This window comes from Pseudomonas sp. W5-01, from assembly GCF_046540435.1.
Lineage (GTDB): Bacteria > Pseudomonadota > Gammaproteobacteria > Pseudomonadales > Pseudomonadaceae > Aquipseudomonas > Aquipseudomonas graminis_B.
In genome coordinates, this window is record NZ_JAXCIP010000002.1 from 303,839 (window position 1) to 327,511 (window position 23,673).

At 63.0% G+C, this 23,673-nt stretch carries 21 protein-coding genes and 1 pseudogene; 12 read left to right on the top strand and 10 right to left on the bottom strand.

From position 1 onward, the window contains the following. Positions 1 to 71 precede the first annotated feature (71 nt). On the bottom strand, positions 72 to 1,148 hold the full coding sequence (locus tag SLW75_RS06730) for an AraC family transcriptional regulator (protein ID WP_410933976.1): 1,077 nt from the start codon (positions 1,146 to 1,148) through the stop codon (positions 72 to 74). A gap of 449 nt (positions 1,149 to 1,597) precedes the next feature. Between SLW75_RS06730 and eat the strand changes: the two genes are divergently transcribed. The 4 genes from eat to SLW75_RS06750 all read left to right on the top strand — a co-directional run bounded on the left by eat (position 1,598) and on the right by SLW75_RS06750 (position 6,794). Then, positions 1,598 to 2,950 (top strand): ethanolamine permease, encoded by a 1,353-nt coding sequence (eat, locus tag SLW75_RS06735; protein ID WP_410933977.1) that lies wholly within the window; start codon positions 1,598 to 1,600, stop codon positions 2,948 to 2,950. A 27-nt stretch (positions 2,951 to 2,977) separates the two neighbouring features. After that, positions 2,978 to 4,369, top strand: a complete 1,392-nt coding sequence (locus SLW75_RS06740; protein ID WP_410933978.1) for an ethanolamine ammonia-lyase subunit EutB — start codon at positions 2,978 to 2,980, stop codon at positions 4,367 to 4,369. Positions 4,370 to 4,403: 34 nt separating this feature from the next. Beyond that, on the top strand, positions 4,404 to 5,222 hold the full coding sequence (eutC, locus tag SLW75_RS06745; RefSeq protein ID WP_410933979.1) for an ethanolamine ammonia-lyase subunit EutC: 819 nt from the start codon (positions 4,404 to 4,406) through the stop codon (positions 5,220 to 5,222). A gap of 153 nt (positions 5,223 to 5,375) precedes the next feature. Continuing rightward, on the top strand, positions 5,376 to 6,794 hold the full coding sequence (locus SLW75_RS06750; RefSeq protein ID WP_410933980.1) for a CoA transferase: 1,419 nt from the start codon (positions 5,376 to 5,378) through the stop codon (positions 6,792 to 6,794). A gap of 22 nt (positions 6,795 to 6,816) precedes the next feature. Here SLW75_RS06750 and argC read toward each other — a convergent pair whose 3' ends face one another. After that, positions 6,817 to 7,740, bottom strand: a complete 924-nt coding sequence (gene argC / locus SLW75_RS06755; RefSeq protein ID WP_410933981.1) for an N-acetyl-gamma-glutamyl-phosphate reductase — start codon at positions 7,738 to 7,740, stop codon at positions 6,817 to 6,819. A 117-nt stretch (positions 7,741 to 7,857) separates the two neighbouring features. Between argC and SLW75_RS06760 the strand changes: the two genes are divergently transcribed. Then, entirely contained in the window at positions 7,858 to 8,742 is an 885-nt protein-coding gene (locus SLW75_RS06760; RefSeq protein WP_410933982.1) for a LysR family transcriptional regulator, read from the top strand. Between the two features lie 87 nt (positions 8,743 to 8,829). On the opposite strand, the gene SLW75_RS06765 is transcribed toward SLW75_RS06760, so the two are convergent. Next, on the bottom strand, positions 8,830 to 9,261 hold the full coding sequence (locus SLW75_RS06765) for a nuclear transport factor 2 family protein (RefSeq protein WP_410933983.1): 432 nt from the start codon (positions 9,259 to 9,261) through the stop codon (positions 8,830 to 8,832). Here SLW75_RS06765 and SLW75_RS06770 point away from each other — a divergent pair. From SLW75_RS06770 to SLW75_RS06785, 4 genes are all read left to right on the top strand, one after another. Beyond that, positions 9,260 to 9,454, top strand: a complete 195-nt coding sequence (locus SLW75_RS06770; protein ID WP_410933984.1) for a hypothetical protein — start codon at positions 9,260 to 9,262, stop codon at positions 9,452 to 9,454. The two genes, SLW75_RS06765 and SLW75_RS06770, sit on opposite strands and share 2 nt — an antisense overlap. 74 nt (positions 9,455 to 9,528) lie before the next feature. Beyond that, the gene (yghX, locus tag SLW75_RS06775; RefSeq protein WP_192130125.1) at positions 9,529 to 10,416 is read left to right on the top strand and encodes a YghX family hydrolase; all 888 of its coding nucleotides are present in this window, start codon (positions 9,529 to 9,531) and stop codon (positions 10,414 to 10,416) included. Positions 10,417 to 11,107: 691 nt separating this feature from the next. Beyond that, positions 11,108 to 12,928, top strand: a complete 1,821-nt coding sequence (atzF, locus tag SLW75_RS06780) for an allophanate hydrolase (protein WP_410933985.1) — start codon at positions 11,108 to 11,110, stop codon at positions 12,926 to 12,928. Positions 12,929 to 13,038: 110 nt separating this feature from the next. After that, positions 13,039 to 13,689 carry a GntR family transcriptional regulator gene (locus SLW75_RS06785; RefSeq protein ID WP_410933986.1) on the top strand — a complete coding sequence of 217 codons (651 nt, stop codon included), beginning with the start codon at positions 13,039 to 13,041 and terminating at the stop codon, positions 13,687 to 13,689. Positions 13,690 to 13,731: 42 nt separating this feature from the next. Here the strand turns inward: SLW75_RS06785 and SLW75_RS06790 are convergent, their stop codons facing one another. Both SLW75_RS06790 and SLW75_RS06795 read right to left on the bottom strand, forming a co-directional pair. Then, positions 13,732 to 14,604, bottom strand: coding sequence for an NAD(P)-dependent oxidoreductase (locus SLW75_RS06790; protein WP_410933987.1), 873 nt, complete (start codon positions 14,602 to 14,604; stop codon positions 13,732 to 13,734). Positions 14,605 to 14,844: 240 nt separating this feature from the next. Further along, positions 14,845 to 15,741 carry a LysR substrate-binding domain-containing protein gene (locus tag SLW75_RS06795; protein ID WP_065988754.1) on the bottom strand — a complete coding sequence of 299 codons (897 nt, stop codon included), beginning with the start codon at positions 15,739 to 15,741 and terminating at the stop codon, positions 14,845 to 14,847. Between the two features lie 183 nt (positions 15,742 to 15,924). Here SLW75_RS06795 and dapB point away from each other — a divergent pair, with 183 nt between their 5' ends. Further along, a complete protein-coding gene (dapB, locus tag SLW75_RS06800) occupies positions 15,925 to 16,725 on the top strand; it encodes a 4-hydroxy-tetrahydrodipicolinate reductase (protein WP_410933988.1) in 801 nt (266 codons plus the stop codon). 73 nt (positions 16,726 to 16,798) lie between these two features. Here dapB and SLW75_RS06805 read toward each other — a convergent pair whose 3' ends face one another. Further along, entirely contained in the window at positions 16,799 to 17,728 is a 930-nt protein-coding gene (locus SLW75_RS06805; RefSeq protein WP_410933989.1) for a DMT family transporter, read from the bottom strand. A gap of 74 nt (positions 17,729 to 17,802) precedes the next feature. On the opposite strand from SLW75_RS06805, the gene SLW75_RS06810 reads away from it, so the two are divergent. Then, a complete protein-coding gene (locus SLW75_RS06810; protein WP_410933990.1) occupies positions 17,803 to 18,657 on the top strand; it encodes a LysR family transcriptional regulator in 855 nt (284 codons plus the stop codon). Positions 18,658 to 18,666: 9 nt separating this feature from the next. Here the strand turns inward: SLW75_RS06810 and SLW75_RS06815 are convergent. The 4 genes and pseudogenes from SLW75_RS06815 to SLW75_RS06830 form a co-directional block, all read right to left on the bottom strand. Next, positions 18,667 to 19,031, bottom strand: a pseudogene (locus SLW75_RS06815) (glyoxalase superfamily protein). A 327-nt stretch (positions 19,032 to 19,358) separates the two neighbouring features. Continuing rightward, on the bottom strand, positions 19,359 to 19,724 hold the full coding sequence (locus tag SLW75_RS06820; protein WP_065988636.1) for a hypothetical protein: 366 nt from the start codon (positions 19,722 to 19,724) through the stop codon (positions 19,359 to 19,361). Positions 19,725 to 19,889: 165 nt separating this feature from the next. Continuing rightward, positions 19,890 to 20,639, bottom strand: a complete 750-nt coding sequence (locus tag SLW75_RS06825; RefSeq protein ID WP_410933991.1) for a creatininase family protein — start codon at positions 20,637 to 20,639, stop codon at positions 19,890 to 19,892. A gap of 107 nt (positions 20,640 to 20,746) precedes the next feature. After that, positions 20,747 to 21,937 (bottom strand): ATP-binding protein, encoded by a 1,191-nt coding sequence (locus SLW75_RS06830; RefSeq protein ID WP_410933992.1) that lies wholly within the window; start codon positions 21,935 to 21,937, stop codon positions 20,747 to 20,749. Positions 21,938 to 22,249: 312 nt separating this feature from the next. Here SLW75_RS06830 and SLW75_RS06835 point away from each other — a divergent pair, with 312 nt between their 5' ends. Then, positions 22,250 to 23,587 (top strand): PQQ-dependent sugar dehydrogenase, encoded by a 1,338-nt coding sequence (locus SLW75_RS06835; RefSeq protein ID WP_410933993.1) that lies wholly within the window; start codon positions 22,250 to 22,252, stop codon positions 23,585 to 23,587. Positions 23,588 to 23,673 lie beyond the last annotated feature (86 nt).

Consider the following 23,673-nt stretch of genomic DNA (forward strand, 5'->3'; position numbering starts at 1 on the left):
GAGCGCCACCCCGGTCACTCCCACATGACCGGAGCTGTCTGGAAAAACAAGGAAAGCCGGCCGTCGGCGTTTCAAACCCGGCAATCACCCCCCCGCCACTGCTTCGGACTCACCCCGAACCATCGCTTGAACGCCCGAGAGAACGCGCTGGTTTCCGAGTAGCCGAGCAGCGAGGCGAGTTGGGTGATGCTGAGGTTCTGCTGTTTCAGGTGATTCAGTGCCAGCTCCTGACGGATCTGGTCGACCAGTTGCGTGAAGCTGATGCCGTGTTCGCGCAGTTTGCGCTGCAGGGTCCATTCGGACAGGCCGAGGGTGAGGGCGATCTCGTCCAGCGCCGGCTCGCCCAAGTGCAGGGTGGCTAGGAGGGTCTGGCGGGCGCGGTCGAGGAGCGTGGCCTCGTGGCCGTTGCTTGTGCCGCTGCCGGTATCGCCCAGTTGACGGATCGCGTCCTTGATCAGCATCAGCAAGACCGGGTCGCTGCCGGGCATGGCCTTGCCCACGACATCGCCCTTGGGAATCAGCAGTGAATTGCAGCGCTGCCCGAAACACACGTCCGCGCGGAAGACGTCGCGGTGTTCGTGCCAGCCTTGGGGTTTGGCGTGTTCGAAGGCGACCTGCCGAGGTGCCCAGTCCGGGCCGAGCACGTGGCGCACCAGGTTCAGCGCCATGCCCATGGTCAGTTCGGCGTCCTGGCGGCGTTCGGCGATCGCGCCATGGCGCACCTGATAGTCGAAACGGTAGCACTCGCCTTGATCGACCAGTTCGATCAGGGTGCTATGTTGATGGAAGGGGAAGGCGGCGGAAAAATTGATCAGCGCGTCTTCCAGCGTCGCCGAGCACAGGCCGATGTAGCCCAGCAGACCCAGCGCCTGTGGGCGGAACTGCTGGCCGTAACGCAGGCCGAAATTGTCGCAGCCGGTCTGGTTGGCGGCTTCTTCCAGCACTTTGCAGTAGTTGGTCAGTGGCAGGCTCAGGGTCGGGTGCAGCAGTTGCTCGGGGTCGATGCCGGAGCGGCCGAACACCCGGTCCAGATCACCGCCGTGCTGCACGATAAAACCATCGAGCCCGTTGGCAGCAGCGGACAGCACGCCGCGATTGCTGGCGGCGGGCGTGTTCGATGCGGCGGCGGGGACGAGGGTCTGGAGCATGGGGGTGAAGGCTCTGACGGTGTGTAGGCAAAGTGTGCAAGCAAATGTCATACCTTCATGGCTTCAGCACGCCTTCCGACACCCACGCGCCGGCCTGCCATTCAGCTGTGGAGGCTTGATCGCATCTCGGCTGGGCGGACGGCTTCGCGAGCAAGCGCGCTCCCACAAGAGGCGCGGTGCTACCCGGCGACTCATCCGGCAACCAGGGTTTTGGGAAGTACGGTGCCACGCCGACCCGGAAATGCAGCCTTACACTGACCTGCAATCGTGACCCCCAATAAAGCACCGGGCCGTTTTTACGCGCCAGCGTGGCGCACCCCCGGCAGATACCCCCAAAACTTGACCGCAGACGACAAACCGCGCGCCGTACGGTCAAGCCTTCGCCCGTCAGCTGTGACTATGCTCGACGTCAGACAAATACCGTCGCCTGGCTACCGGGGTACACGCTCATGATTGCTTCACAACTCAAACCCACCTTGGGAACCCTGCATTTGTGGGGGCTGGCCGTTGGCCTGGTGATTTCCGGCGAATACTTCGGCTGGAGCTACGGCTGGGGCACTGCCGGGACGCTGGGCTTTCTGGTGACCACGCTGATGGTCGCGGTGATGTACACCTGTTTCATCTTCAGTTTCACCGAGCTGACCACTGCGATTCCCAACGCGGGCGGCCCGTTTGCCTACAGCCTGCGTGCCTTCGGCGTCACCGGCGGGATGATCGCCGGGCTGGCGACGCTGATCGAATTCGTCTTCGCCCCGCCGGCCATCGCCATGGCCATTGGCGCCTACCTCAACGTGCAGTACCCGTCCCTGGACCCAAGGGTGGCGGCCATCGGCGCGTATTTCGTGTTCATGACCCTGAACATCCTGGGCGTGAGCATCGCCGCGACCTTCGAGCTGGTGGTCACCATCCTGGCGGTGGCCGAACTGCTGGTGTTCATGGGCGTTGTCGCGCCGGGCTTCAGCTTCAGCAATTTTGTCCTGGGCGGCTGGGCCGGTTCCGACACCTTCAGCCTGCCGGCCATCAGCGGCATGTTCGCGGCGATCCCGTTTGCCATCTGGTTCTTCCTGGCCATCGAAGGCGCGGCCATGGCGGCTGAAGAAGCCAAAGACCCCAAACGCACCATTCCGCGTGCCTACGTGGCGGGTATTCTGACCCTGGTGGTGCTGGCGATCGGCGTGATGATCTTCGCCGGCGGCGTCGGCGACTGGCGTACGCTGGCCAACATCAATGACCCGCTGCCACAGGCGATGAAAGCGGTAGTCGGCGGTAACTCCAACTGGATGCACATGCTGGTGTGGATCGGCCTGTTCGGTCTGGTGGCGAGTTTCCACGGCATCATCCTCGGTTACTCGCGGCAGTTCTTCGCCCTGGCACGGGCGGGCTTTTTGCCGCCGAGCCTGGCAAAACTGTCGCGCTTCCAGACCCCACACCGCGCCATCCTCGCGGGTGGCGTGATCGGCATCATCGCGATCCTCAGTGACGGTGTGATCAACCTGCAGGGCATGACACTGACCGCGGCGATGATCACCATGTCGGTGTTTGGCGCTATCGTGATGTACATCATCAGCATGCTCAGCCTGTTCAAGCTGCGCCGCAGCGAACCGAACCTCGAGCGCAGCTTCCGCGCGCCGGGTTATCCGATCGTGCCGGGCATCGCCCTGGTACTGGCGGTGGTGTGCCTCGTCGCCATGGTCTGGTTCAACCTGCTGATCTGCGCCATATTCATCTGCCTGATGGCCGTGGGCGCGCTGTTCTGCAAAATGGTGCGCGGGCGCAGTGCGTCGGTCGCGGTCACCGGTTAATCACGCGGTTCGAATGAAGAGGTGTGCATGAGCTTTTCCCACAGCATCGGTGGCATGGTCTGGCGCTTCGACAGCCTGCGGGAACTCATGGCCAAGGCCAGCCCCGCGCGCTCCGGCGACTTCCTGGCCGAAGTGGCCGCCAGCAGTGATGCCGAACGCGCGGCGGCGCAAATGGCCCTGGCCGACGTGCCGCTCAAGCGGTTCCTCACCGAAGCGCTGATTCCCTACGAAGAGGATGAGGTCACCCGCTTGATCGTCGACAGCCATGACCGCGCGGCCTTCGCCCCGGTCAGCCACCTCACGGTCGGCGGCTTTCGCGACTGGCTGCTGGGGGACGACGCCACCGAAGCCAGCCTCAAGGCCCTGGCGCCGGGGTTGACCCCGGAGATGGCAGCAGCGGTGTCGAAGATCATGCGCGTGCAGGATCTGGTGCTGGTGTCACAGAAGATTCGTGTCGTCACCCGCTTTCGCAACACCGTCGGCCTGCGCGGGCGTATGTCCACCCGGCTGCAACCCAATCACCCCACCGATGACCCGGCCGGCATCGCCGCCAGCGTGCTCGACGGTCTGCTGTACGGCAACGGCGATGCCATGATCGGCATCAACCCGGCCACCGACAGCGTCAGCGCCATCAGCGAACTGCTGAAAATGCTCGACGGCGTCATTCGTCATTACGAGATTCCCACCCAGTCCTGCGTGCTGACCCACGTCACGTCCTCGGTCGCCGCTATCGAAAAAGGTGTGCCGCTGGACCTGGTGTTTCAGTCCATCGCCGGCACCGAAGCGGCCAACAGCGGTTTTGGCATCAGCCTGGAAATCCTTCGCGAGGGCTACGAAGCTGGGCTGAGCCTGAAGCGCGGGCCTCTGGGCGACAACCTGATGTATTTCGAAACCGGGCAGGGCAGCGCCTTGTCGGCCAACGCCCACCACGGCGTCGATCAACAAACCTGCGAGGCCCGGGCCTACGCGGTCGCGCGGCATTTCAACCCGTTTCTGGTCAACACCGTGGTCGGCTTCATCGGCCCGGAATACCTGTACAACGGCAAGCAGATCATTCGCGCCGGGCTTGAAGATCATTTCTGCGGCAAGCTGCTCGGCGTGCCCATGGGTTGCGACATCTGCTACACCAACCACGCCGAAGCCGATCAGGATGACATGGACGTGCTGCTGACCTTGCTCGGCGTCGCGGGAATCAATTTCATCATGGGCATTCCGGGGTCCGACGACGTGATGCTCAACTACCAGACCACCTCGTTTCACGACGCTTTGTATGCACGTAAGACTATCGGTCTGCGCCCGGCGCCGGAGTTCGAAGAATGGCTGACGCGCATGGACATCCTGCGTCAGGATGACGGCGGCGTGCGGCTGGGGCAGGGCGTGCCGCCGCTGTTTCGCAAGGCGCTGGCGCAACTTAATTAGTCGCTGATCAGCAGTTCAGACAAGGGCATGAGCCATGAGCGATGACAAGAAATCCCCCGCACACGCCGATGCCTGGCAGCAGTTGCGCTCGTTGACCTCGGCGCGAATCGCCCTCGGGCATGCCGGTACCAGCCTGCCCACAGCGGCGCAGCTGGATTTCCAGTTCGCCCACGCCCAGGCCCGCGATGCCGTGCATCTGGGGTTCGATCACGGGGCGCTGGCTGAGCAATTGGCGGGTCGGTCCCGGGAAACGCTGACCGTGCAAAGCTCAGCCACCGACCGCCATATGTACCTGCAACGGCCTGATCTGGGGCGGCGCTTGTCCGAGGCGTCGGCTGAGCAACTGAAGGATTACGCGGCTGCGCATCCTGAAGGATTTGATTTGGCACTGGTGGTCGCAGACGGCTTGTCTGCGCTGGCGGTGCAGCGTCACAGCCCGGCGATGCTGGAGCGCATCGATGAAATGGCGGCAGCGGAAGGCTGGAGCCTGGCGCCGGTGGTGCTGGTGGAACAGGGCCGGGTCGCCGTTGCCGATGAAATCGGCGCACTGCTCAAGGCGCGCATGGTGGTGATCCTGATCGGCGAACGGCCAGGCCTCAGCTCACCGGACAGCCTCGGTCTGTACTTCACCTACGCACCGCGCGTGGGCCTGAACGACGCTGCGCGCAACTGCATTTCCAATGTGCGCCTTGAGGGGATGAGTTACGCGATGGCGGCGCACAAGTTGCTGTACCTGATGCGCGAAGCCTGGCGCCGGCAATTGTCCGGCGTGAGCCTGAAGGACGACGCGCAAGTGCCGGTTTTGGAAGCGGGCGAGGGCAGCCGGCCGGGGAATTTTTTGTTGGGTGGGTGAATGTCTCAGGCACTGCGGGGTCTTGTAGGACCGGCTTCAGCCGGGAAGAGGCCAGTGCATTAGCTGCATCTCCAGCGGCAGATACGCCAGCTTCACGCCCCTTCTCACACTCATTTGCTAGGCTGCTCTCACCACTTCCGAGAGCGCCGCCTTATGCCCACTGCCCATTCCGACACTGCCTGCTCGCATTTCCTGCGTGAATTCTGGCTGGCCCTCGGCGGCGAGTCTCGCTATCTCGATCATCTTCAGATCAGCGGCGAAGGCGCGCTGGTCTCGGCATTTCCGGTAACCGATTTCGCCACAGCGGCCATCGCTGCCGCGCATCTGGCGGTAGGCGAGTTGATCGATCAGGCCCACGGCACGTTGCCGCCGATCACGGTTGATCGGCGCCTGGCCTCATTCTGGTTCGCCACGTCTCTGCAGCCCCAAGGCTGGTCGCTGCCGGCGCAGTGGGACGCGGTGGCGGGGGATTACCGCGCGGCGGATGGCTGGATTCGTTTGCACACCAACACCCCGCACCATCGTCAGGCCGCGCTTGCCGTGCTGAACACCGCCCCCGAGCGCGACGCGGTCAGTCAGGCCGTGCTGTGCTGGAAGGCCAATGAGCTGGAAAGCGCGGTAGTGGGCAACCAGGGTTGTGCCGCCGCGATGGCCAGTGCGCTTGCCTGGCGCGAACATCCCCAGGGTCGTGCCGTCGCTGCCGAACCCTTGCTGCATCGCACCGAAGCGCCAGTGGGACCGGGTGGGCCGCATCAGTCCAAACCTGCGCGACCTGAATGTATCGCCCCACGCGAACGCCCCTTGCGCGGCATCCGCGTGCTCGACCTCACGCGCATCCTGGCCGGCCCGGTGGCGACGCGGTTTCTCGCCGGTTTCGGCGCTGAGGTCTTGCGCATCGATCCCCCTGGCTGGGACGAGCCTGGCACAGTGCCCGAAGTGGTGCTGGGCAAACGCTGCGCGCGGCTGGACCTGCGCGACCCTGCCGACCGCGCAGTGCTGGAGGGCTTGATCAGCGAAGCGGACGTGATGGTTCACGGCTACCGCGCCGATGCCCTCGCGCGGCTGGGCCTCGGTGCCGAACGCCGTCGGGCGCTCAATCCCGGTCTGGTGGATGTCTCGCTGAACGCCTACGGCTGGACCGGCCCATGGCGGGAGCGACGGGGTTTCGACAGCCTGGTGCAGATGAGTTGCGGCATCGCCGACGCCGGCAAAGTCGCAGCGGGAAGTGACCGGCCCGTGCCGCTGCCGGTGCAGGCACTGGATCACGCCACGGGGTATTTGATGGCGGCGGCAGCGGTGCGCGGGTTGACTCAGCGACTGATCACCGGCGACGGCGTTCAAGTTCGGGCATCCCTGGCGCGAACGGCGTTGTCGTTGCTGTCGTTCACGCCCGCCGACGCGCCGCCTGCAGCCCTGCACCCGCTGAATCCGAGGGATTATTCCCCTGACATTGAGCTCACCGCGTGGGGCCCGGCGCTGCGCCTGACACCCGCTGGAGTGATTGAAGGCACCCCGACGCAGTGGGATTTACCGGCGGGCGAGCTGGGCAGCGTCGACGCGAGATGGCTGTAACGCACGATGGGTCGAACGTCAGTCAGCCACCCGCAATCATCAAATCCAGGTTCTGCACCGCCGCCCCGGCCGCGCCCTTGCCCAGGTTGTCGAACACGGCGGCGAGCAAAACGTGGCCCTCGTTCTCGAACACCATCAGCCGCAGGTTATCCGTGCCGTTGAGCTGGCGCGGATCAATCCCGCTCAGCGCGCGCGATTGCTCCATCGGCATCACCTCGACGTACCCGCTGCCTTGATAATGCTCGGCCAGCGCAGCATGCAGCGTCTTGCCGGTCACGTCGTGGGGCAGCAAGCGCGTTTGCAGCGCGATGGTCAGCACGATGCCCTGACGAAACGCGCCATAGGCCGGAATGAACACCGGCCGCTCGCTCAAGCCGCTGTATTGCTGGATTTCCGGGACGTGCTTGTGCGCCAGGCTCAGGCCGTAAATCTGAAACGGGATCGCCTGGGCAGCGTCCGGCCCTTCGAATTCATCGACCCCGGCGCGGCCCTTGCCTGAATAGCCTGACACCGCATGAATGCTGATCGGGTAGTCGCGCGGCAGCAGACCCGCCTCCAGCAACGGACGCAGGAGACCGATCGCCCCGGTGGGGTAGCAGCCCGGATTGCTGACGCGGCGGGCGGTGGCGATGCGTTGTTTCTGCGCGTCACTCATCTGCGCGAAACCGTAGACCCAGTCGGGGTGGGTGCGGTGCGCAGAGCTGGCGTCGATGACCCGCACCTCCGGATTCGTAATGCTCGCCGCCGCATCCCGGGCGGCCTCGTCAGGCAGGCACAGCACGGCAATGTCGCAGGCGTTGATCGCGGCGGCGCGGCTGGCCGGGTTTTTGCGATGCTCGGCCGGCAGCGTCACCACGTGCAGGTCGGTGCGGCCTTGCAGGCGCTGGTGAATCTGCAGGCCGGTGGTGCCTTGGTCGCCGTCGATGAACACAATGGGGGTGGACATGAGTTTGAAGTTCCGCTGAAGGTCGTCAATGACTGACATCTTCAAGCGCTATCGTTGATAGAGAAAGTTGAATTTGATGACGGTACACTTCATCTTTTCTGAAGGAAGGATGGGCCAGTGCGGGAAATCAGTCTGGATCGTTTGCGCACCCTGGTGGCCATCGCCGACCACGGCTCGTTTGCCGAAGCGGCGCGGGTGCTGAATCTCGCGCCGCCGACGGTCAGTCTGCACATTGCCGATCTTGAGCAACGGGTGGGCGGCGTATTGCTCTCGCGCACCCGTGGGCGGGTTCAGCCTTCGGCCATCGGCGATACGCTGATCGAGCGCGCGCGGCGTCTATTGGCCGACGCCGAACAGGCGCTGGAAGACGTCGAGCGTCAGGTCAAAGGGCTGGCCGGGCGGGTTCGACTGGGGGCGTCCACCGGCGTTATCGCGCAATTGCTGCCCCAGGCGCTGGAAACCCTGGAGCAGTTGCACCCCGGCATCGACGTGCAGGTCGCGGTGCTGACGTCGCAGCAGACCCTGCAAAAACTCGCGGACGGCAGCCTGGACATTGGCGTGATTGCGTTGCCCCAGGCGCCGGTCAAGGGCCTGTCGATACAGTCGTGGCGGCGCGACCCGGTGATGGCGTTTCTGCCGGCGCGCTGGGATTGCCCGCTGGTTATCACGCCGAGCTGGCTTGCCGGTCAGCCGCTGATTCTCAACGACGCCACCACCCGGCTGTCCCGTCAGGTGGCGGAGTGGTTCGCCGGCGAGGGGCCGCAGCCGACGCCGCGCATTCAGCTCAATTACAACGACGCCATCAAGAGTCTGGTGGGGGCGGGCTATGGCGCGACGTTGCTGCCCCATGAGGCGTCCACGCCGCCGCCGGAAAGCCGCATTGTCATGCGTCCGTTGCAGCCGGCGTTGTGGCGGGAGTTGGGCATTGCGCACCGTGCGGGAAGCGTCGAGCGCTCGACCCGCAATGTGCTGGCGGTGTTGCAGGAGTTGGAAGCGTTGTAGCTCAACGGGCGGTAAAAACAGACATGTAGCCGACCGGCGCCTGACCCTCTCAGGCGCCCGGTCGGCCCAGACGTTGAAGTCACGCCATCAGAATTTGAACGCCTGGCGTCCGATCAGCAGCCACTGGCCTTTCTGTTTCTGCCAGACCTGAAAGTTTTCGATCTCGGTCGGCACGACCTTGCCACTGTTCACGGCTTCGGCGGAAAAGTGATTGCGCACCAGGGCAGTGTCGCCGTTCATGTTGATTTTCTGGTTTTTCATTTCCAGGGTGTTGAAGCCGCTGCGACCGGTTTCGATGTCGGCAATGAATTCATCCTTGTTCTGCACCTTGCCGCTGGAGTGTCCGTAGGTGACGTTGTCCGAAGTCAGCGCGCCAAGGGTGGCAATGTCTTTGTGCAGCATCGCCTGGGTCATGTTGTCGACGGCCTTGGCGACGGCTTGTTCATCGGCAGAAGGGGCGGCGGCCACGAAGCCTGAAAACAGGCACAAGAAGCCGAGGGTCAGTTTGAGTCGGGTCATGAGTGCATCCTTTTTTATTGTTGATGGAAGCGGCATGCAGCGGCCATTTCTTAAGAAAGGTGGCTTTGTACGTCGTCGTACAACTGCGACGCTCAGGCTAGCCCACATCGAGCATGTTGGAAAGGGAGCGTTTGAAAGTGGGGTGCCGTCGCGTCGCGGCGTGATACAGGCTGGCGAAATACTGCTTTACTGAGGGCTCGCTGCGGCACGTTCAGGCGCTCGGTTCTAGGCCTGTGCCCGTTGAACAACCGATGAGGATGCGCACAGATGACCCGTCTCACCGCCAAAGACTTCGCCCCGGAATTGCTTGAGCTCTACGACTATTACGTTCACGGCAAGATCAACCGCCGGGAGTTTCTCGATCGCGCGGCCGTGTTCGCTGTGGGCGGGCTTGCGGCGACGACCATTCTGGCGTCGCTGAGCCCCAATTACGCGCTCGCCGAGCAGGTCGAATTCACCGATCCTGACATCATTGCTGAATACATTTCCTACCCGTCGCCCAAAGGTCACGGCCAGGTGCGCGGGTATCTGGTGCGGCCGGCAAAAGCCGACGGCAAGGTCGCGTCGGTGCTGGTGGTGCATGAGAATCGCGGCCTGAATCCTTACATCGAGGACGTCGCCCGGCGGGTGGCCAAAGCCGGTTTTATCGCCTTGGCGCCTGACGGTTTGTCATCGGTCGGGGGCTATCCGGGCAATGACGACAAGGGCCGCGAGCTCCAGCAGAAGGTTGATCCCGAGAAGCTGATGAACGATTTCTTTGCCGGCATCGAATGGCTGATGGCCCATCACGCGTCCACCGGGAAAGTCGGGATTACCGGGTTTTGTTACGGCGGCGGTGTTTCAAATGCTGCTGCCGTGGCTTATCCGGAGCTGGCGGCGGCGGTGCCGTTTTATGGCCGGCAGCCCAAGGCTGAAGACGTCAGCCGGATCAAGGCGCCGCTGTTGTTGCATTACGCGGAGCTGGACAAGCCGATCACCGACGGCTGGCCAGCGTATGAGGCGGCGTTGAAGGCGGCGGGGAAGACGTATGAGGCGCATATTTATAAAGGCGCCAACCACGGGTTTCATAACGATTCGACACCGCGTTATGACGACGCTGCGGCGACATTGGCGTGGAACCGGACGGTGGATTGGTTCAGGAAATACCTGACCTGACGGTGAAGGGGACTCTGACGGTGAAGGGGACTGATTTATTTACAGCGCTTCATCGTAAATTAATCTGTCCCCGGGATACGCGGTGCGGCTGCAATGGTCGGCCTAACGGCCTCCGGTTTCGCCTTCGGCGAGTTACTTGGAAAAGCACCCCAAGTAACCAAGGGTGCTTGCTCCTGGTTAGGCCCGACTTCGTCGGGTTCCCTCACTCCGACGACGCTCCGTGGGCCCGCGCCGAACGGACATCCATGTCCTGACGGCGCTCTCGCCGCATCCATGCGGCTCGGCCCACTGCGCGTCGTCTACGTTCAGCCTGCACCCAAGTCGCGATTGGCGGTGTTTGGGCCTTTTGTGTTCGAAGATCAAGATCAACAGCTTCCCGGCTGAAGCCGGTCCTACTGGATGCACGCGATGCTTTTTGTAGGACTGGCTTTAGCCGGGAAGAGGCCAGCGTGTTCGCCATCACTTTTTTGGTGTGACGCCGGACGCCCATCCGGCTGAAGCTGGTCCCACTATGTGATCGTGGTGTGCGAGGCGGCACCAAAACCCTGCACGGTGTGCCTCGTTCAGGCGCACGCGAACCTGCGAATTAAACCGCAAAGTCCGTTGTACCCAAGCAATCCGGACCTTCCACCCCAGTGGCCCGGCTTTTGCTTTCGTTGAATCCAAACTTGGATACAAGATGGATGCCCCCATGCATGACCTCCAAAACGCTCCTATCGGCTGGACGATCAACGAGTGGCTGATGGCCTACCAGACCGGGCAGTTGTCGCCTGACGTGCTGCTGTCGTTCGCCAGCGCCTACCCGGAAACCGACACCGCCTGGATCGCCCGTGCCAGTCAGGCGCAGATCAGTGAGCAGCTCGATGCGCTCGGCGAGCGTCTTGCTGCAGTCAACGGCGACATCACCCAACTGCCGCTGTACGGCGTGCCGTTCGCGATCAAGGACAATATCGACGCCGCCGGGTGGCCGACGACGGCGGCGTGCCCGGAGTTTGCCTACACCGCAAGCAAGGACGCGACGGTGCTGGCCCGACTGCGCGCAGCCGGGGCGATTTTGATGGGCAAGACCAACCTCGACCAATTCGCCACCGGCCTGGTCGGCACCCGCTCGCCTTACGGCGCCGTGCCCAACAGCTTCAACCCTGATTACGTCAGCGGCGGCTCCAGCTCGGGCTCGGCGTCGGTGGTGGCACGGGGGCTGGTGGCATTTTCGTTGGGCACCGACACCGCAGGCTCGGGTCGGGTGCCCGCCGGGTTCAACAACATCGTCGGCCTGAAACCGACCAAGGGCCGCTTGCCCAACACCGGGCTGGTGCCGGCGTGCAAGACGGTGGACTGCGTTTCCATCTTCGCGCTGACCGTAGACGACGCGCATAAAGTCGCCGGCCTGGCCGAAGGCTTCGATGGCGATGACGCCTATTCCCGCCACAACCCGGGCACGGCGCCGGTGGGCTTTCGCGCGGCGATGAAGCTGGCCGTGCCGGACACCCTGGAATTCTTCGGCGATACGCACAATCAGGCGGTGTTCGAACAGGCGCTGCACCGATTGAGCGACATGGGCGCCGAGATTACCCGCATCGACTTCACCCCGTTCAAGGCCCTGGCCGAGCAGCTGTATTACGGCCCGTGGGTGGCCGAACGCACAGTCGCCTTGACCGCGATGCTGGAAACCAACCCCGACGCCATCAACCCGGTGGTGCGTGGCATCGTCGAAAGTGGTCTGGCCTACAGTGCCTGTGACGCCTACCGGGCCGAGTACTTGCGCGCCACATTGAGCCGGCAGATCAACGACGCGCTGGTCGGGTTCGACGCCTTGGTCGTGCCCACGTCCGCGACCCTGCGCACCCAGGCGGAAATGGCCGCCGAACCGGTGCTGTACAACTCGCAGTTCGGCTTCTATACCAACTTCACCAACCTGGCGGACCTCTCGGCCCTGGCATTGCCCGCCGGTCTACGCGCCGATGGCTTGCCGTCGGGGATCACGCTGATTGCGCCGGCCTGGCACGACACTGCGCTCGCCCGGTTTGGCCAGCGCTGGCAGGAAAACGTCGGCTTGCCACTGGGCGCCACAGGTCGCTCACTTCCTTCGCCCACGGCATCGCCAGCGACTGCGCCGCGGGGCAGCGTGCGGGTTGCCGTGGTGGGCGCGCACCTGACCGGCATGCCGCTCAACGCGCAGCTGACCCGTCGGGACGCCGTGCTCGTCGAACAGACGCTCACGGCAGGCGACTACCGGCTCTACGCCTTGCCCGGCACCGTGCCGCCCAAACCGGGGCTTGTGAAATCCGCAAGCGGTGCATCGATCATCGTGGAACTGTGGGACATCCCGCTGGCGCGCTTTGGCGAGTTCGTGGCCGAGATCCCTGCGCCGCTGGGCATCGGCACCCTGACGCTGAAGGACGGTCGCAGCGTCAAGGGCTTCATCTGCGAACCCTGGGCGATTGACGGCGCGCTGGACATCACCTCGTTCGGTGGCTGGCGCGCGTACATCGGCAGCCTGAAAAAAGCCTGACCCGACGCCTGACGCAGCCTCGAAACGCCGTCGCGTCAGGCGCAAAGATCACCCGAAGGAGCACCCCGGCCATCATCCCTTCACAGACACCCAAACGTCGCCCGGACAACATGGCCGAGCGCATCTATCAGCAGCTCAAGGACGACATCTTCGAGTTTCGCCTGCTGCCCGGGGATCGCTTTAGCGAAGGCGAGGTGGCCGAGCGCGTGCAAGCCAGCCGCACGCCGGTGCGACAGGCGCTGCATCGGATGGAGCGCGAGGGCTATCTGGAGGTGTATTTCCGCAGCGGTTGGCGGGTGAGGGCGTTCGATTTCAATTATTTCGAAGAGCTGTACGACGTGCGCATCGTGCTGGAGTGCGCGGCACTGGCGCGCCTTGAAGCGCTGGATCTGGAGCAACACCCGGTCATCGATGAACTGAAACACACCTGGCTCGTCACCCCCTCCGAACGCCTGCAAGACGCCCAGCAGGTCTCAGCGCTGGACGAGCGTTTCCATTGCGCGCTGCTGGAGGCGGCAGGCAACACCGAGATGGCGCGCCTGCACCTGGAGATCACCGAGAAGGTCCGCATCATTCGCCGCCTGGATTTCACCCAGGCGGCGCGCATCGAGACGACCTACGACGAGCACGGGCAGATTCTCGTCGCCGTGCTCAATCGCCAGACCGCGCAGGCCCAGCAGTTGCTCACGCGGCACATCGAAATCAGCAAGCAGGAAGTGCGCAAGATCACCCTGCACCGGCTTCACGTCGCCCGGCCTTGAGCTGACGTCTGCTCCTCACATCAACGGCAACCGAAAAAGCACTCAGCGCGGATTGCGCCGCTCTGCGACTTCGGCCAACACCGCCAGGTCCATCTCGCCTTGGCCATGGTCGATGGCATCCTGCAAGTGGGCGCGGATCATCTCGGCGCTCGGCATCTCCACCGACACCTGGCTGGCGGCGGCCAGGACCAGATCCACGTCTTTAAGGCCCAGCACTGCCTTGAATGCCGCCGGCTCGTACGTGCGGTCGCCGATCAGCGCGCCATACCCGGCGTAGACCGGCCCGGGAAAGATCGTCCCCGACGCCAGCTCCACCAGATCAGCGGATTTCAGACCGTGGCGAGTGACCAGCACGGCCGCTTCGCTCATCGCCTCGATGGCCGAGACCAGCATGAAATTCATGGCCAGTTTCATCGCGTTGGCGCTGGAAGGTTTGTCGCCCATCCGCCAGGTCTTGCTGCCGATCAGGTCGAACAACGGCTGCACCCGGTCGATGGCCTGGGCAGCGCCGGCAGCCATGATATTCAGCTTCGCTGCGGCGGCCATGTTCGGCCGGCCCATCACCGGCGCGGCGATGTAGTCGATGCCCTGTGCGGCGTGCAGCTCGGCCAGCTCGTCGGCGAAGGTCACGGAAATGGTCGCCATGTTGATGTGGATCAGCGGGCCCTTGAGCTGCTTGAGCAGACCGGCATCCAGCAGCACCGCGCGCAGGGCCTTGTCGTCGGCAAGCATGCTGAACACCACGTCGACGGCGAACGCCTGGGCAGGCTCGGTGACTGCCGTGGCACCTTGCTCGACCAGTGGCTGCGCGGCCTCGGGGGAACGGTTCCAGACCAGCAGTTCATGACCGCCTTTCAACAGATTGCCAGCCACGGCCTGACCCATATTGCCGAGGCCCAAAAAGCCGATTTTCATGGGGATGCGCTCCAGTAGAAGGTGGGGTGTGCGGCGCACACTCGTATCACCCACCTTGAGACAGTTGTCTTGGCGAAAACGACGCTATGGGTGACAAACGGCTGCATTGGCCCAGCATTCCAACGCATGGAGGTCACGCGCCGTCGGGTGGCCTGAAGATCGTCAGGGCTACAGGCGCCGCAAGTCAGTGCCAGGCCCTATCGATTCAGCGCGGGACGACCGTCTCTTTTCCGGGAGGCGCTAATCGTATTTTCCGGTCTTGTGGGTCTGGGCAAGAATGAAGTCCACCAAGTTGGAAAATCCCTTGTGTTCTTTACGCGCAGGGAGGTAGAGCAGGTGAACCTGCAGCGGCGTTGGGCGATGATCGCGTAGCACTTCCACCAAACGGCCGGTGGATAAATCATTGATCACTGATAGTTCGGGCTGCAGTATCAGACCTGCGCCGCCCAGTGCGGCCTGACGCAGAGCATGACTGTCGTTGGAAGCAAAGCATCCATCTCCCGTCCAGCAGTAGCCGTCAGCGTTGTGTAACGGCCATTGAATACAGCCATAGACAGACAAGTGTCCAAGACACGAGTGGCGCTCGAGGTCGCGGGGGACCTGCGGCGTGCCCCGCTGCAACAAGTAGTCCGGCGCTCCGCAGATCACCATTTGGTAGGGCGGAAGCCGGCGTGCGACCAACTCTGAATCGGGCAGCGCCCCTACCCGAACGACTAAGTCAAATTGGTCATCGATCAGGTTCACATAAGCGTTGCTCAGAATGAGTTCGATTTTCACGGCGGGATAGAGGCGTAGATAGCGGGTAACCAACGGAGCAATCCATGTGGCTCCCACGCTGTGTGGCGCGCTGATGCGGATCATGCCTCGCGGATTCGCGTGCATGGATTCAATGGTGTTTTCGGCCAGTTTAATCTGGTTGAGTACCCCGCGAGCTGTCTCGCAATACACCTTGCCCGCCTGGGTCAAGCGTTGACTGCGAGTGCTTCGTTCCAGCAATCGCATGCCGAGTAACTCCTCCAGCTGCCGTACGTGCTTTCCCACCATAACCGCAGACAAACCCAGACGGCGAGCAGCGGCACTGAAGTTGCCTGCGTCTACCACCTCAAGCAGCACCTGCATCGACTGCAATTTATTCATATTCCTAACCACCGGTTACAGATGCTCGAACGCTACAGCGCTTTTTCCTTCTTAACCAGCGCTCTAATCTTCGGTGCGTCGCCATTGTTGCCGATGAAGACCCAGGCACTTTAGCGGCCTGGAACCGAATCCTGCCTCATGGCTAGCCTTAGAAGTGTTGTGCGCAAAAAAAGGAATGGACCTGTGAAAATCGTTATTGCTGGAGTGACTGGTTGGGTCGGGCAAGCTATTTTTCGTGAAGCAATCAAAACGCCTGGCGTCGAGGTAGTCGCAGGTGTCTCTCGCAGCCGTGCCGGTGAAGACATGGGTACTGCTCTCGGCTTACCCGCCACCGGTATTGCCATTGTAGGTACGCTCGATGAAGCGTTGAACCTGCCATCGGATGTGGTCATCGACTACACGAATACCGAAGGTGTTCGTACTCACGCGCCCGCTGTCATCAGAGCGGGAAGAGCGCTTGTGATCGGGACCAGTGGCCTCGACGAAATCGAGCTCCAGGCGTTGGATGCTTTGGCCCGGCAGCACGGTGTTGGTGTGGTCGCTGCGGGCAACTTTTCCATCAGCGGCACGCTGTTGAAACGCTTCGCGCTCGAAGCGGCGCGCTATCTGGCTGACGTAGAAGTTGTCGAGTACGCCAGCGCGCGTAAACAAGACGTCCCTACGGGCACCGGTCGGGAGCTCGCAGAAGCACTTTCCGCACTGCGCCAGGCGCCCACCACGATCCCGCTCGAAAAATTGAAAGGCTTGGTAGGGGGCAGGGGGGTGCCAATCGGTTCTGGCAGTCATGCAGTCCAGTTGCACAGCGTGTATCTGCCTTCCTATGTTCTCGCAGTCGAAAGCATCCATGCGACAGAAAGCGAGCGACTGGTCATCCGCCACGAGGCTGGCTCCAGTGCCCAGCCTTATGTCGCCGGCACGCTGCTTGCCGCGCGCGCTGCGCTGACGTTAAAAGGTTTGCTGCGGGGGCTGGAGTCGCTGATTTGATGGGCAACCACGAGCCAGCTGTCGCTTTGATTTGTCGCGATAGCGTGGTGAGCGATGCGCAGGACCGGCTAATTCATGACGCCTGTCGCGCCTCGCCGCGTATCACCAGACCAATGCCGACCCCCGAGACCACCATGCCCAAGGCCATCAGCCACGACAGCGGTTCGTCGAACAGGGCCCAGGCCAGCAGCAGCGTCAGTGGCGGACTGAGGTAAAGCACACTGGCGACTCGCGTCGGCGTGGCCCGGCGCAGGCACATCCAGTAAAGGCCGTAGCCGCCGACCGTCGACACCGACGTCCACAGCACACTCATCGCGAAACCTGCGTTGGGCACGGGCGCGAGACTCCCGTGCAGTCCGGCAACGAGGGCAAACACGAAGGTCGAGACGAAGCACTGCAAACACAGGTTGGGCAGCAGGCCCAGCGCCTGCGGGTCTGGGGAGTGTTTTTGCCACAGCGTGGCGACCGCCAGTGACAGCATGCCCAGCACGGGCAGGGCGTAGGCCCATGGGGGTGCGCTGCCCCAGGCCAGCGCGTCGTCGGTCGCCAGCATCACGCCCGCCAGACCGATCAGCAATCCGATCCATACGCCGCGGGTCAATCGCTGGCGGAGCACCACGGCCGCCAGCACAGCCATGCCGATTGGCAGCAGATCGGCGAACAGCGCTGCCAGCCCGGCGGGCACACCCAGGGCAATGCCTTCGGTCACACCGAACAGATAACCGGCCATGGCCAGCAGGCCGATGCCGGCGTTTTTCAGCAGCACCGCAGGCGGTGTCTGGCGCAGCTGTCTGGCGACGAAGGGCACCAGAATCAGCGTGACCAGGAGGCAGCGCCAGAACACCACCAGGGACGCCGGCGCGTAATCGATGGAGAAGCGCGCGCCAATGAAGCCCGAACTCCAGATGATCACCAGCCCGGCTTCGAGCAGCGGCAAGGGAATCGCCCGGCGTGGGGACGGAAGGGCAAGGCTCGCGTTGGTCAGTTCGTTTGAAGTGTTCATGGACCCAACGTACCCATCCGCCGTAATCTAATAAATCAAAATAAACGACAGCAGTGCTTCGGGATCAGTGAACCATGAGTGCCATTCTGGATATCGAACAGGTCCGCACCTTTCACGCCGTGGCGCGCATTGGCAAGTTCAGCGCGGCGGCGGAACAGCTGCACAAAAGCCCGGCCGCGGTCAGCGTGCACGTGCAGCGGTTGGAAGCGGTGGCGGGGGGGCGGCTGCTCAATCGCGACAATCAGTCGGTGTCGCTGACGCCCCTGGGCAAGCGTTTTCTGACCTCCACCGCCGCGCTGCTGAGCACCCACGATCAAGTGCTGGCCGAGCTGCAGGGCACGCAGCTGGCGGGGCGCATCACCCTCGGCGTGCCGGATGAATACGCCACGCACCTGATTCGCGACGTGCTGCCGATTTTCACCGCCGCCTGGCCGAACATCGTTCTGGAGCTGAAGACCGCGCCCAGCTTCATCTTGCGCGATCAGGTGCGGCGGGGTCGGCTTCAGGTGGCGGTCATCGCCCAGCCGGAAGGCCAGTTGGCCGCGGACGATCAGTTGCTGGTGCCGACCACGCCGGTGTGGGTCGGCGCGGCGCATCAATCGGGGGATTTACCGACCCCGTTGCCGCTGGCCGTGCATGCGGTCCACTGCTCGTACCGGCAAGCGATGATCGAGTCGCTCAAGCGCGCCGGCCACCCCATGCGCATCGTGCTCGAGAGCTCGTCCAATCAGGCGGTCAAGGCTTGTGTCGAAGCAGGACTGGGCATCAGCGTGATCGACCGCGCCCGGGTCACCGACGGCATGCGCATCCTCGATGGCGTGCCGCCGATCGCCGACCACGACATCATCGTCGTGCGCTCGTCAGCTTCCCACGGGGATGACGCGGTGGACCTTCTGCGTCGGGCGATCGGGCAGTATTTCCGGCTGTGACGGCGGTGGTCAGTCTTCCGAGCCCTCGCAGAAACGCAGACGGTTGCCGAACGGGTCGGCGATGTCCATGACCTTGCCCCAGTCGAGGTCTTGAATGCCGGGGCGTGAATAGCCGTAGTTTTTCGCCAGCAGTTCGCGCTGCAATTCGTCGATGTCGCTGACCGGCACAAAGATCGTCGAGCCCGGCGTCGCGTCGCCATGGTGCTCGGTCAGGTGGATGACCAGTTGGTCGCGACGGGCCTGGGCGTACAGCGGCAGACCCGGTTCAAAGCGGTGCTCCCACTCCAGGCTGAAGCCGAAAAATCCACGTAGAACTCTTTCGCCTTGGCTTCGGAAAAAATACGAATCAGCGGTATCGCCGGGGACATCTGCACAGGGTTCACTCCTTGATGATCTGAGCGGGCGATTCTAGCCCAGACCTCTAAAGGATGGTGTTCACACAGGCCTTTTCCCGGCTGAAGCCGGTCCCACTGACGGACTGCGTGCACCTGTATGACTGGCTTTAGCCGGGAAAGCGTCGGATGCCACGCTGCAAAAATTGAGGGTGTTCACACAGGCCTCTTCCCGGCTAAAGCCGGTCCCACTGATACAGCGCGTGCACCGGGTAGGACTGACCGGAAATAGGTGCAGCAGAAACAAAAACGGCGCCGTGCTGAAGATCAGCCACGGCGCGCGTCGGAGAAGCGGGGGGGTGAAGCGGATTAGCTGCGCAGGTCTTTCTTGATTTCGTCTTCGTCCTTGTGAGGCGCCGCAGTCGGCAGCTCGGGAGGATAGAACTCGCCTTTGAGATTCAGTGCGGCAATGCGTACCTTGAGCTTCTCGATCACGAGGTCGATGTCCTGTTGGTCATCGAGATCGTCCACACGCAGCCACAGGTGCGGTAGATTTTCAAAGTAAACGCCGTCGATTTCCACATCGGAGGTCATCTCGCGATCCTGTCGCCACAGGCACTTGCGGTGAACCGTCGCCGGGTCCTGTGGCCAGGTTTCCGACGTGGTCAGCCAGACCTCGTGGTAATCCTGCAGATCGATTTCTTCAACTTTGTCCAGTGGGATAAACGTATTCACATATCACCTGTCAGCCAAGGGGACCGGGCGAGGTCGTTGCGCTGCAGACTGCCCCAGATCCCATACCGTTTGAAAAAGCGCATACCACTATGGCCGCCATTTGGCGGACGAGTTCAACGCCCGCGCGCTATTGCCGCACGGCCACGCCCCGTCAACGCAGCGACGTTAATGCAGCGCCGGTTCGCGACTGAACGCGTCAACCGCGCGCACCAGCCCCTTGGCCGCCAGCGCCACCAGCTCTCCGCCTTTTTCCGGCGTGGCCAGCGCAGGGTCTGAGCCCATCCGGCCATCGGGGAAGCGCGCTCGAAAATCCTTTGCTTCGCGGATCGGACCGGTCGGGGCAATCTGCGGCGAGTAGTCCGCCGACTTGATCGACTCCGGGTAGGCCCACTGGGTCACCGCGATCTCGGACGGCGTCGCGTGGGAGCCGTGGCCCACCGGAAACTGCCGATGGGCGAGTTCGCCGACGCCCTCCAGGTCCCACCAGTTGGTCAGCTTCAGGGCGAAACCGGCAGAACGCCCGGCGAAACTGGCTTTTGCGTACAGCTCGGAAAACGCCGCCTCGATCGACGCAACGTTGCCGCCATGGCCATTGAGGAAGAGGATTTTTTCAAAGCCATGACCCGCCAGCGAGCGCGCCCAGTCACCGATGGCGGCGATGAACGTCGAGGGGCGCAGCGAGATCGTCCCGGGAAAGCCCAGATGGTGCTGCGCCATGCCAATGTTGAAGGTCGGAGCGATCAGGATATCGGCGCTCTTCTGCGCTTCGTGGGCGATGATCTGCGGGCACATCCAGTCAGTGCCGAGCAGGCCGGTGGGGCCGTGTTGTTCGTTCGAACCGATGGGCACGACAATCGTGCGGCTGCGCTTGAGAAACTGTTCGATCTCGATCCATGTGGACTGGTGCAGAAGCATGTCAGGTGCTCTCCTCAGGGAAGGGGGCTTCAGAAAAGTGGGTCATAGCGAAAATCAGTGTGCCCGCGACGCTGTGGCGCAGACGTGCCGACATCACCTGTCGGCGCTCAAACGGGTTGCGTGTAAGGAAAGCGCGCAATGAAACAGGTGCCCAACTGAGCCGATGAGCTCACGGTCAAAGTACCGTGATGAGCGCTGGCGATCTGCGACGCGATGTACAGCCCAAGACCGAGGCCTTCGCCGCGCCCGCCCGCTTCGGACCGGGTGAACGGCTCGAACAGCAGCGGCATCAGCCGTGGCGAGATGGGCGCGCCGTGGTTCATGACGGAAATGATGACCTGATCAGATTCCTGCCAGATGTGCAGGTCAATCGGCGAAGCGAGTGAGCCATGGGTCACCGCGTTGCCCAGCAGATTGGACAACAACTGGCTGATGCGCAGCGGGTCGCAGTAGACGCTCCCGTTGAGGTCGATGGCTTCGTTGAACGTTGCCTGCGGGTGCGACGCGCGGATCTCATCCACCGTCGCTTTCAATACGTCGGGAAGATCATCCGTGGCCTGGCACTTCACCGGAATTCCTCCGCCCATGCGGCCCCTGGCGAAGTCCAGCACGTTCTCGATCAGCGCGCCCATGCGGATCGAGCTCTGCCGTATGGCAGCGACCAGCCCCTGCGAGCGCTTGTCTTCGGTTTTGGTCGCCAGCAGGTCGGCGCTCATGCGGATCGCACTCAACGGTGTACGCAGGTCGTGCCCCAGCACCGCCATGAATTGCTCCCGCAACCGTCCGTTTTCGTTGGCGTCGTTCAGCTCGGCGCGGGCGCTGTCCAGGTGGCCCTGAGTGTCCAGACTCAGCGCAATCAACTGCGCGAAGAGGGTCAGTGTCTTGACGATGGCAGGATCGCTCAGATCGGCAGGCGCTGAGTCGATGGCGCACAGCGTCCCGAAGAAGCGGTCGTCGGGCAGGATGATGGGAATCGAAATGTAGCTTTCCAGCCCAAAGGTGAGCGGCGTGTGATGGGTGGCGAAGTGCGGGTCGGCGCTGGCATGGCCGAACACCACGGGCTGGTGATGCTGCCTGATCTCGTGGCAGATGGTTGATTCCAGCACCAGCTCGCCGCCCGGCTTGAGGCCGAAATTGATCGAGTCATCGACGGCGCAGGCCACCCAGTGGCTTTCCGTGACCCTGGCGATCGCCGCGAATCGCATGCCTGTCATGTGCTTGACCATGCTCAGAATGACGGGCACGGCGGGGATCGCATGGATCGCCTCAACATCCAAAGCAAACTCTGGGCGGGTCATCGGATCTGGCTCTGGGGGTTATAGGCATGAAGCGTATCTAAAATCGGCCAACATGGCTAACCCCTCGGTCCCGCACGGGAGATGCCGGCGCAGATTATTGAACCCTCACGCCCCTGCCGGGGTCGTTTTATTGATGCCCTGAGGGCAAATGTCATTTGCGTCCCGTGAGCTGTTTGCTGTCGGTCGACGTGGCGATACTTGTCAGCCTTATGTCATGTCTCTCGAAGCCTGCGCTTCTCCAAGCTGCCTGTTTGTCAGCGCTTTGATTTCTCAAAACAATGGGCCCATGGATGGCCGCCGCGAGGTTGAACGATGATTGCGATGCACCGATTTGCACTGCTGATGACCACTGCTGCGATGCTCAGTGCCTGTGGCGAAACCGCCAAGCTGCCGTTCCAGGCTGGCGTAGGCGCGCAGCCGCAACTGCCCCAGCCCAATAGCACGCTGATACCGACCGTCAAGGTGTCCAAGGCCGTCGGCTGGAAGGGCACCGACACGCCCAAGGCCGCCGAGGGCTTCACCGTCAGCGCACTCGCCGAGAACCTCGATCACCCGCGCTGGCTGTACAGCCTGCCCAACGGCGACGTCCTGGTCGCCGAAAGCAACAAGCCGCCGAAGCCTGAAGGCGCGACGGACGGCGGCCCGGGGGTGATGGCATGGATCAAGCGCACGGCTACCGGGATCGTCATGAGCCGGGTCGGCGCCGAAGCCGAGAGCGCCAACCGCATCAGCATCCTGCGCGATGCAGACGGCGATGGCCGGGCCGAAATGAAGAAGGTGTTCATCAGCGGCCTGACGTCGCCATTCGGCATGGTGCTGGTGGGCAACGAGCTGTTCATCGCCAACGCCGACGCCGTGGTCAAGGTCCCGTACAACGACGGCCAGACTGAAAGCACCGCCACGCCGGTGAAAGTCACTGACCTGCCGGCGGGCATCAATCACCACTGGACCAAGAACATCATCGCCAACCGCGAAGGCACCAAGCTGTATGTCACCGTTGGCTCGAACAGCAACGTGGCCGAAAACGGTCTGGAAGCCGAAGAGGGACGTGCGGCGGTCTGGGAAGTGGACGTCAAGACCGGGCAAAAACGCTTGTTCGCCAGCGGACTGCGCAACCCCAACGGGCTGGCGTGGAAGCCGGGCAGCAACGAGCTGTGGACAGTGGTCAACGAACGTGACGAAATCGGCAGCGACCTGGTGCCGGATTACCTGACCTCGGTCAAAGACGGCGCGTTCTACGGCTGGCCGTGGAGCTACTACGGCAATCACGTCGACAGCCGTTTGCAGCCGCCGCGCCCGGACATGGTCGCCAAGGCCATCGCCCCGGATTACGCCCTCGGCACCCACGTCGCGCCGCTGGGCCTGACCTGGTCCGACCCGCGCGGCATGCCGGCCAAATTTGCTGACGGCGTCTTTGTCGGCGAGCACGGCTCGTGGAACCGCAATCCGCAGGCCGGTTACAAAGTCGTGTTCGTCGGCTTCAAGGATGGCCGACCTGCGGGCCTGCCGGTGGACGTCCTGACCGGCTTCCTCAACGCCGATGGCGACGCACAAGGCCGTCCGGTCGGCGTGATCCTCGACAAGCAGGGCGCATTGCTGGTCGCGGACGATGTGGGCAACAAGGTCTGGCGCGTCAGTCAGGCCAAGTGATGGCTTAGCAATGAACGGGAATGCCGGTGATGATCACCGGCATTTTTCGTTTTGGGGATGGTTAAAAAACGTTGGGTCAGACCTGC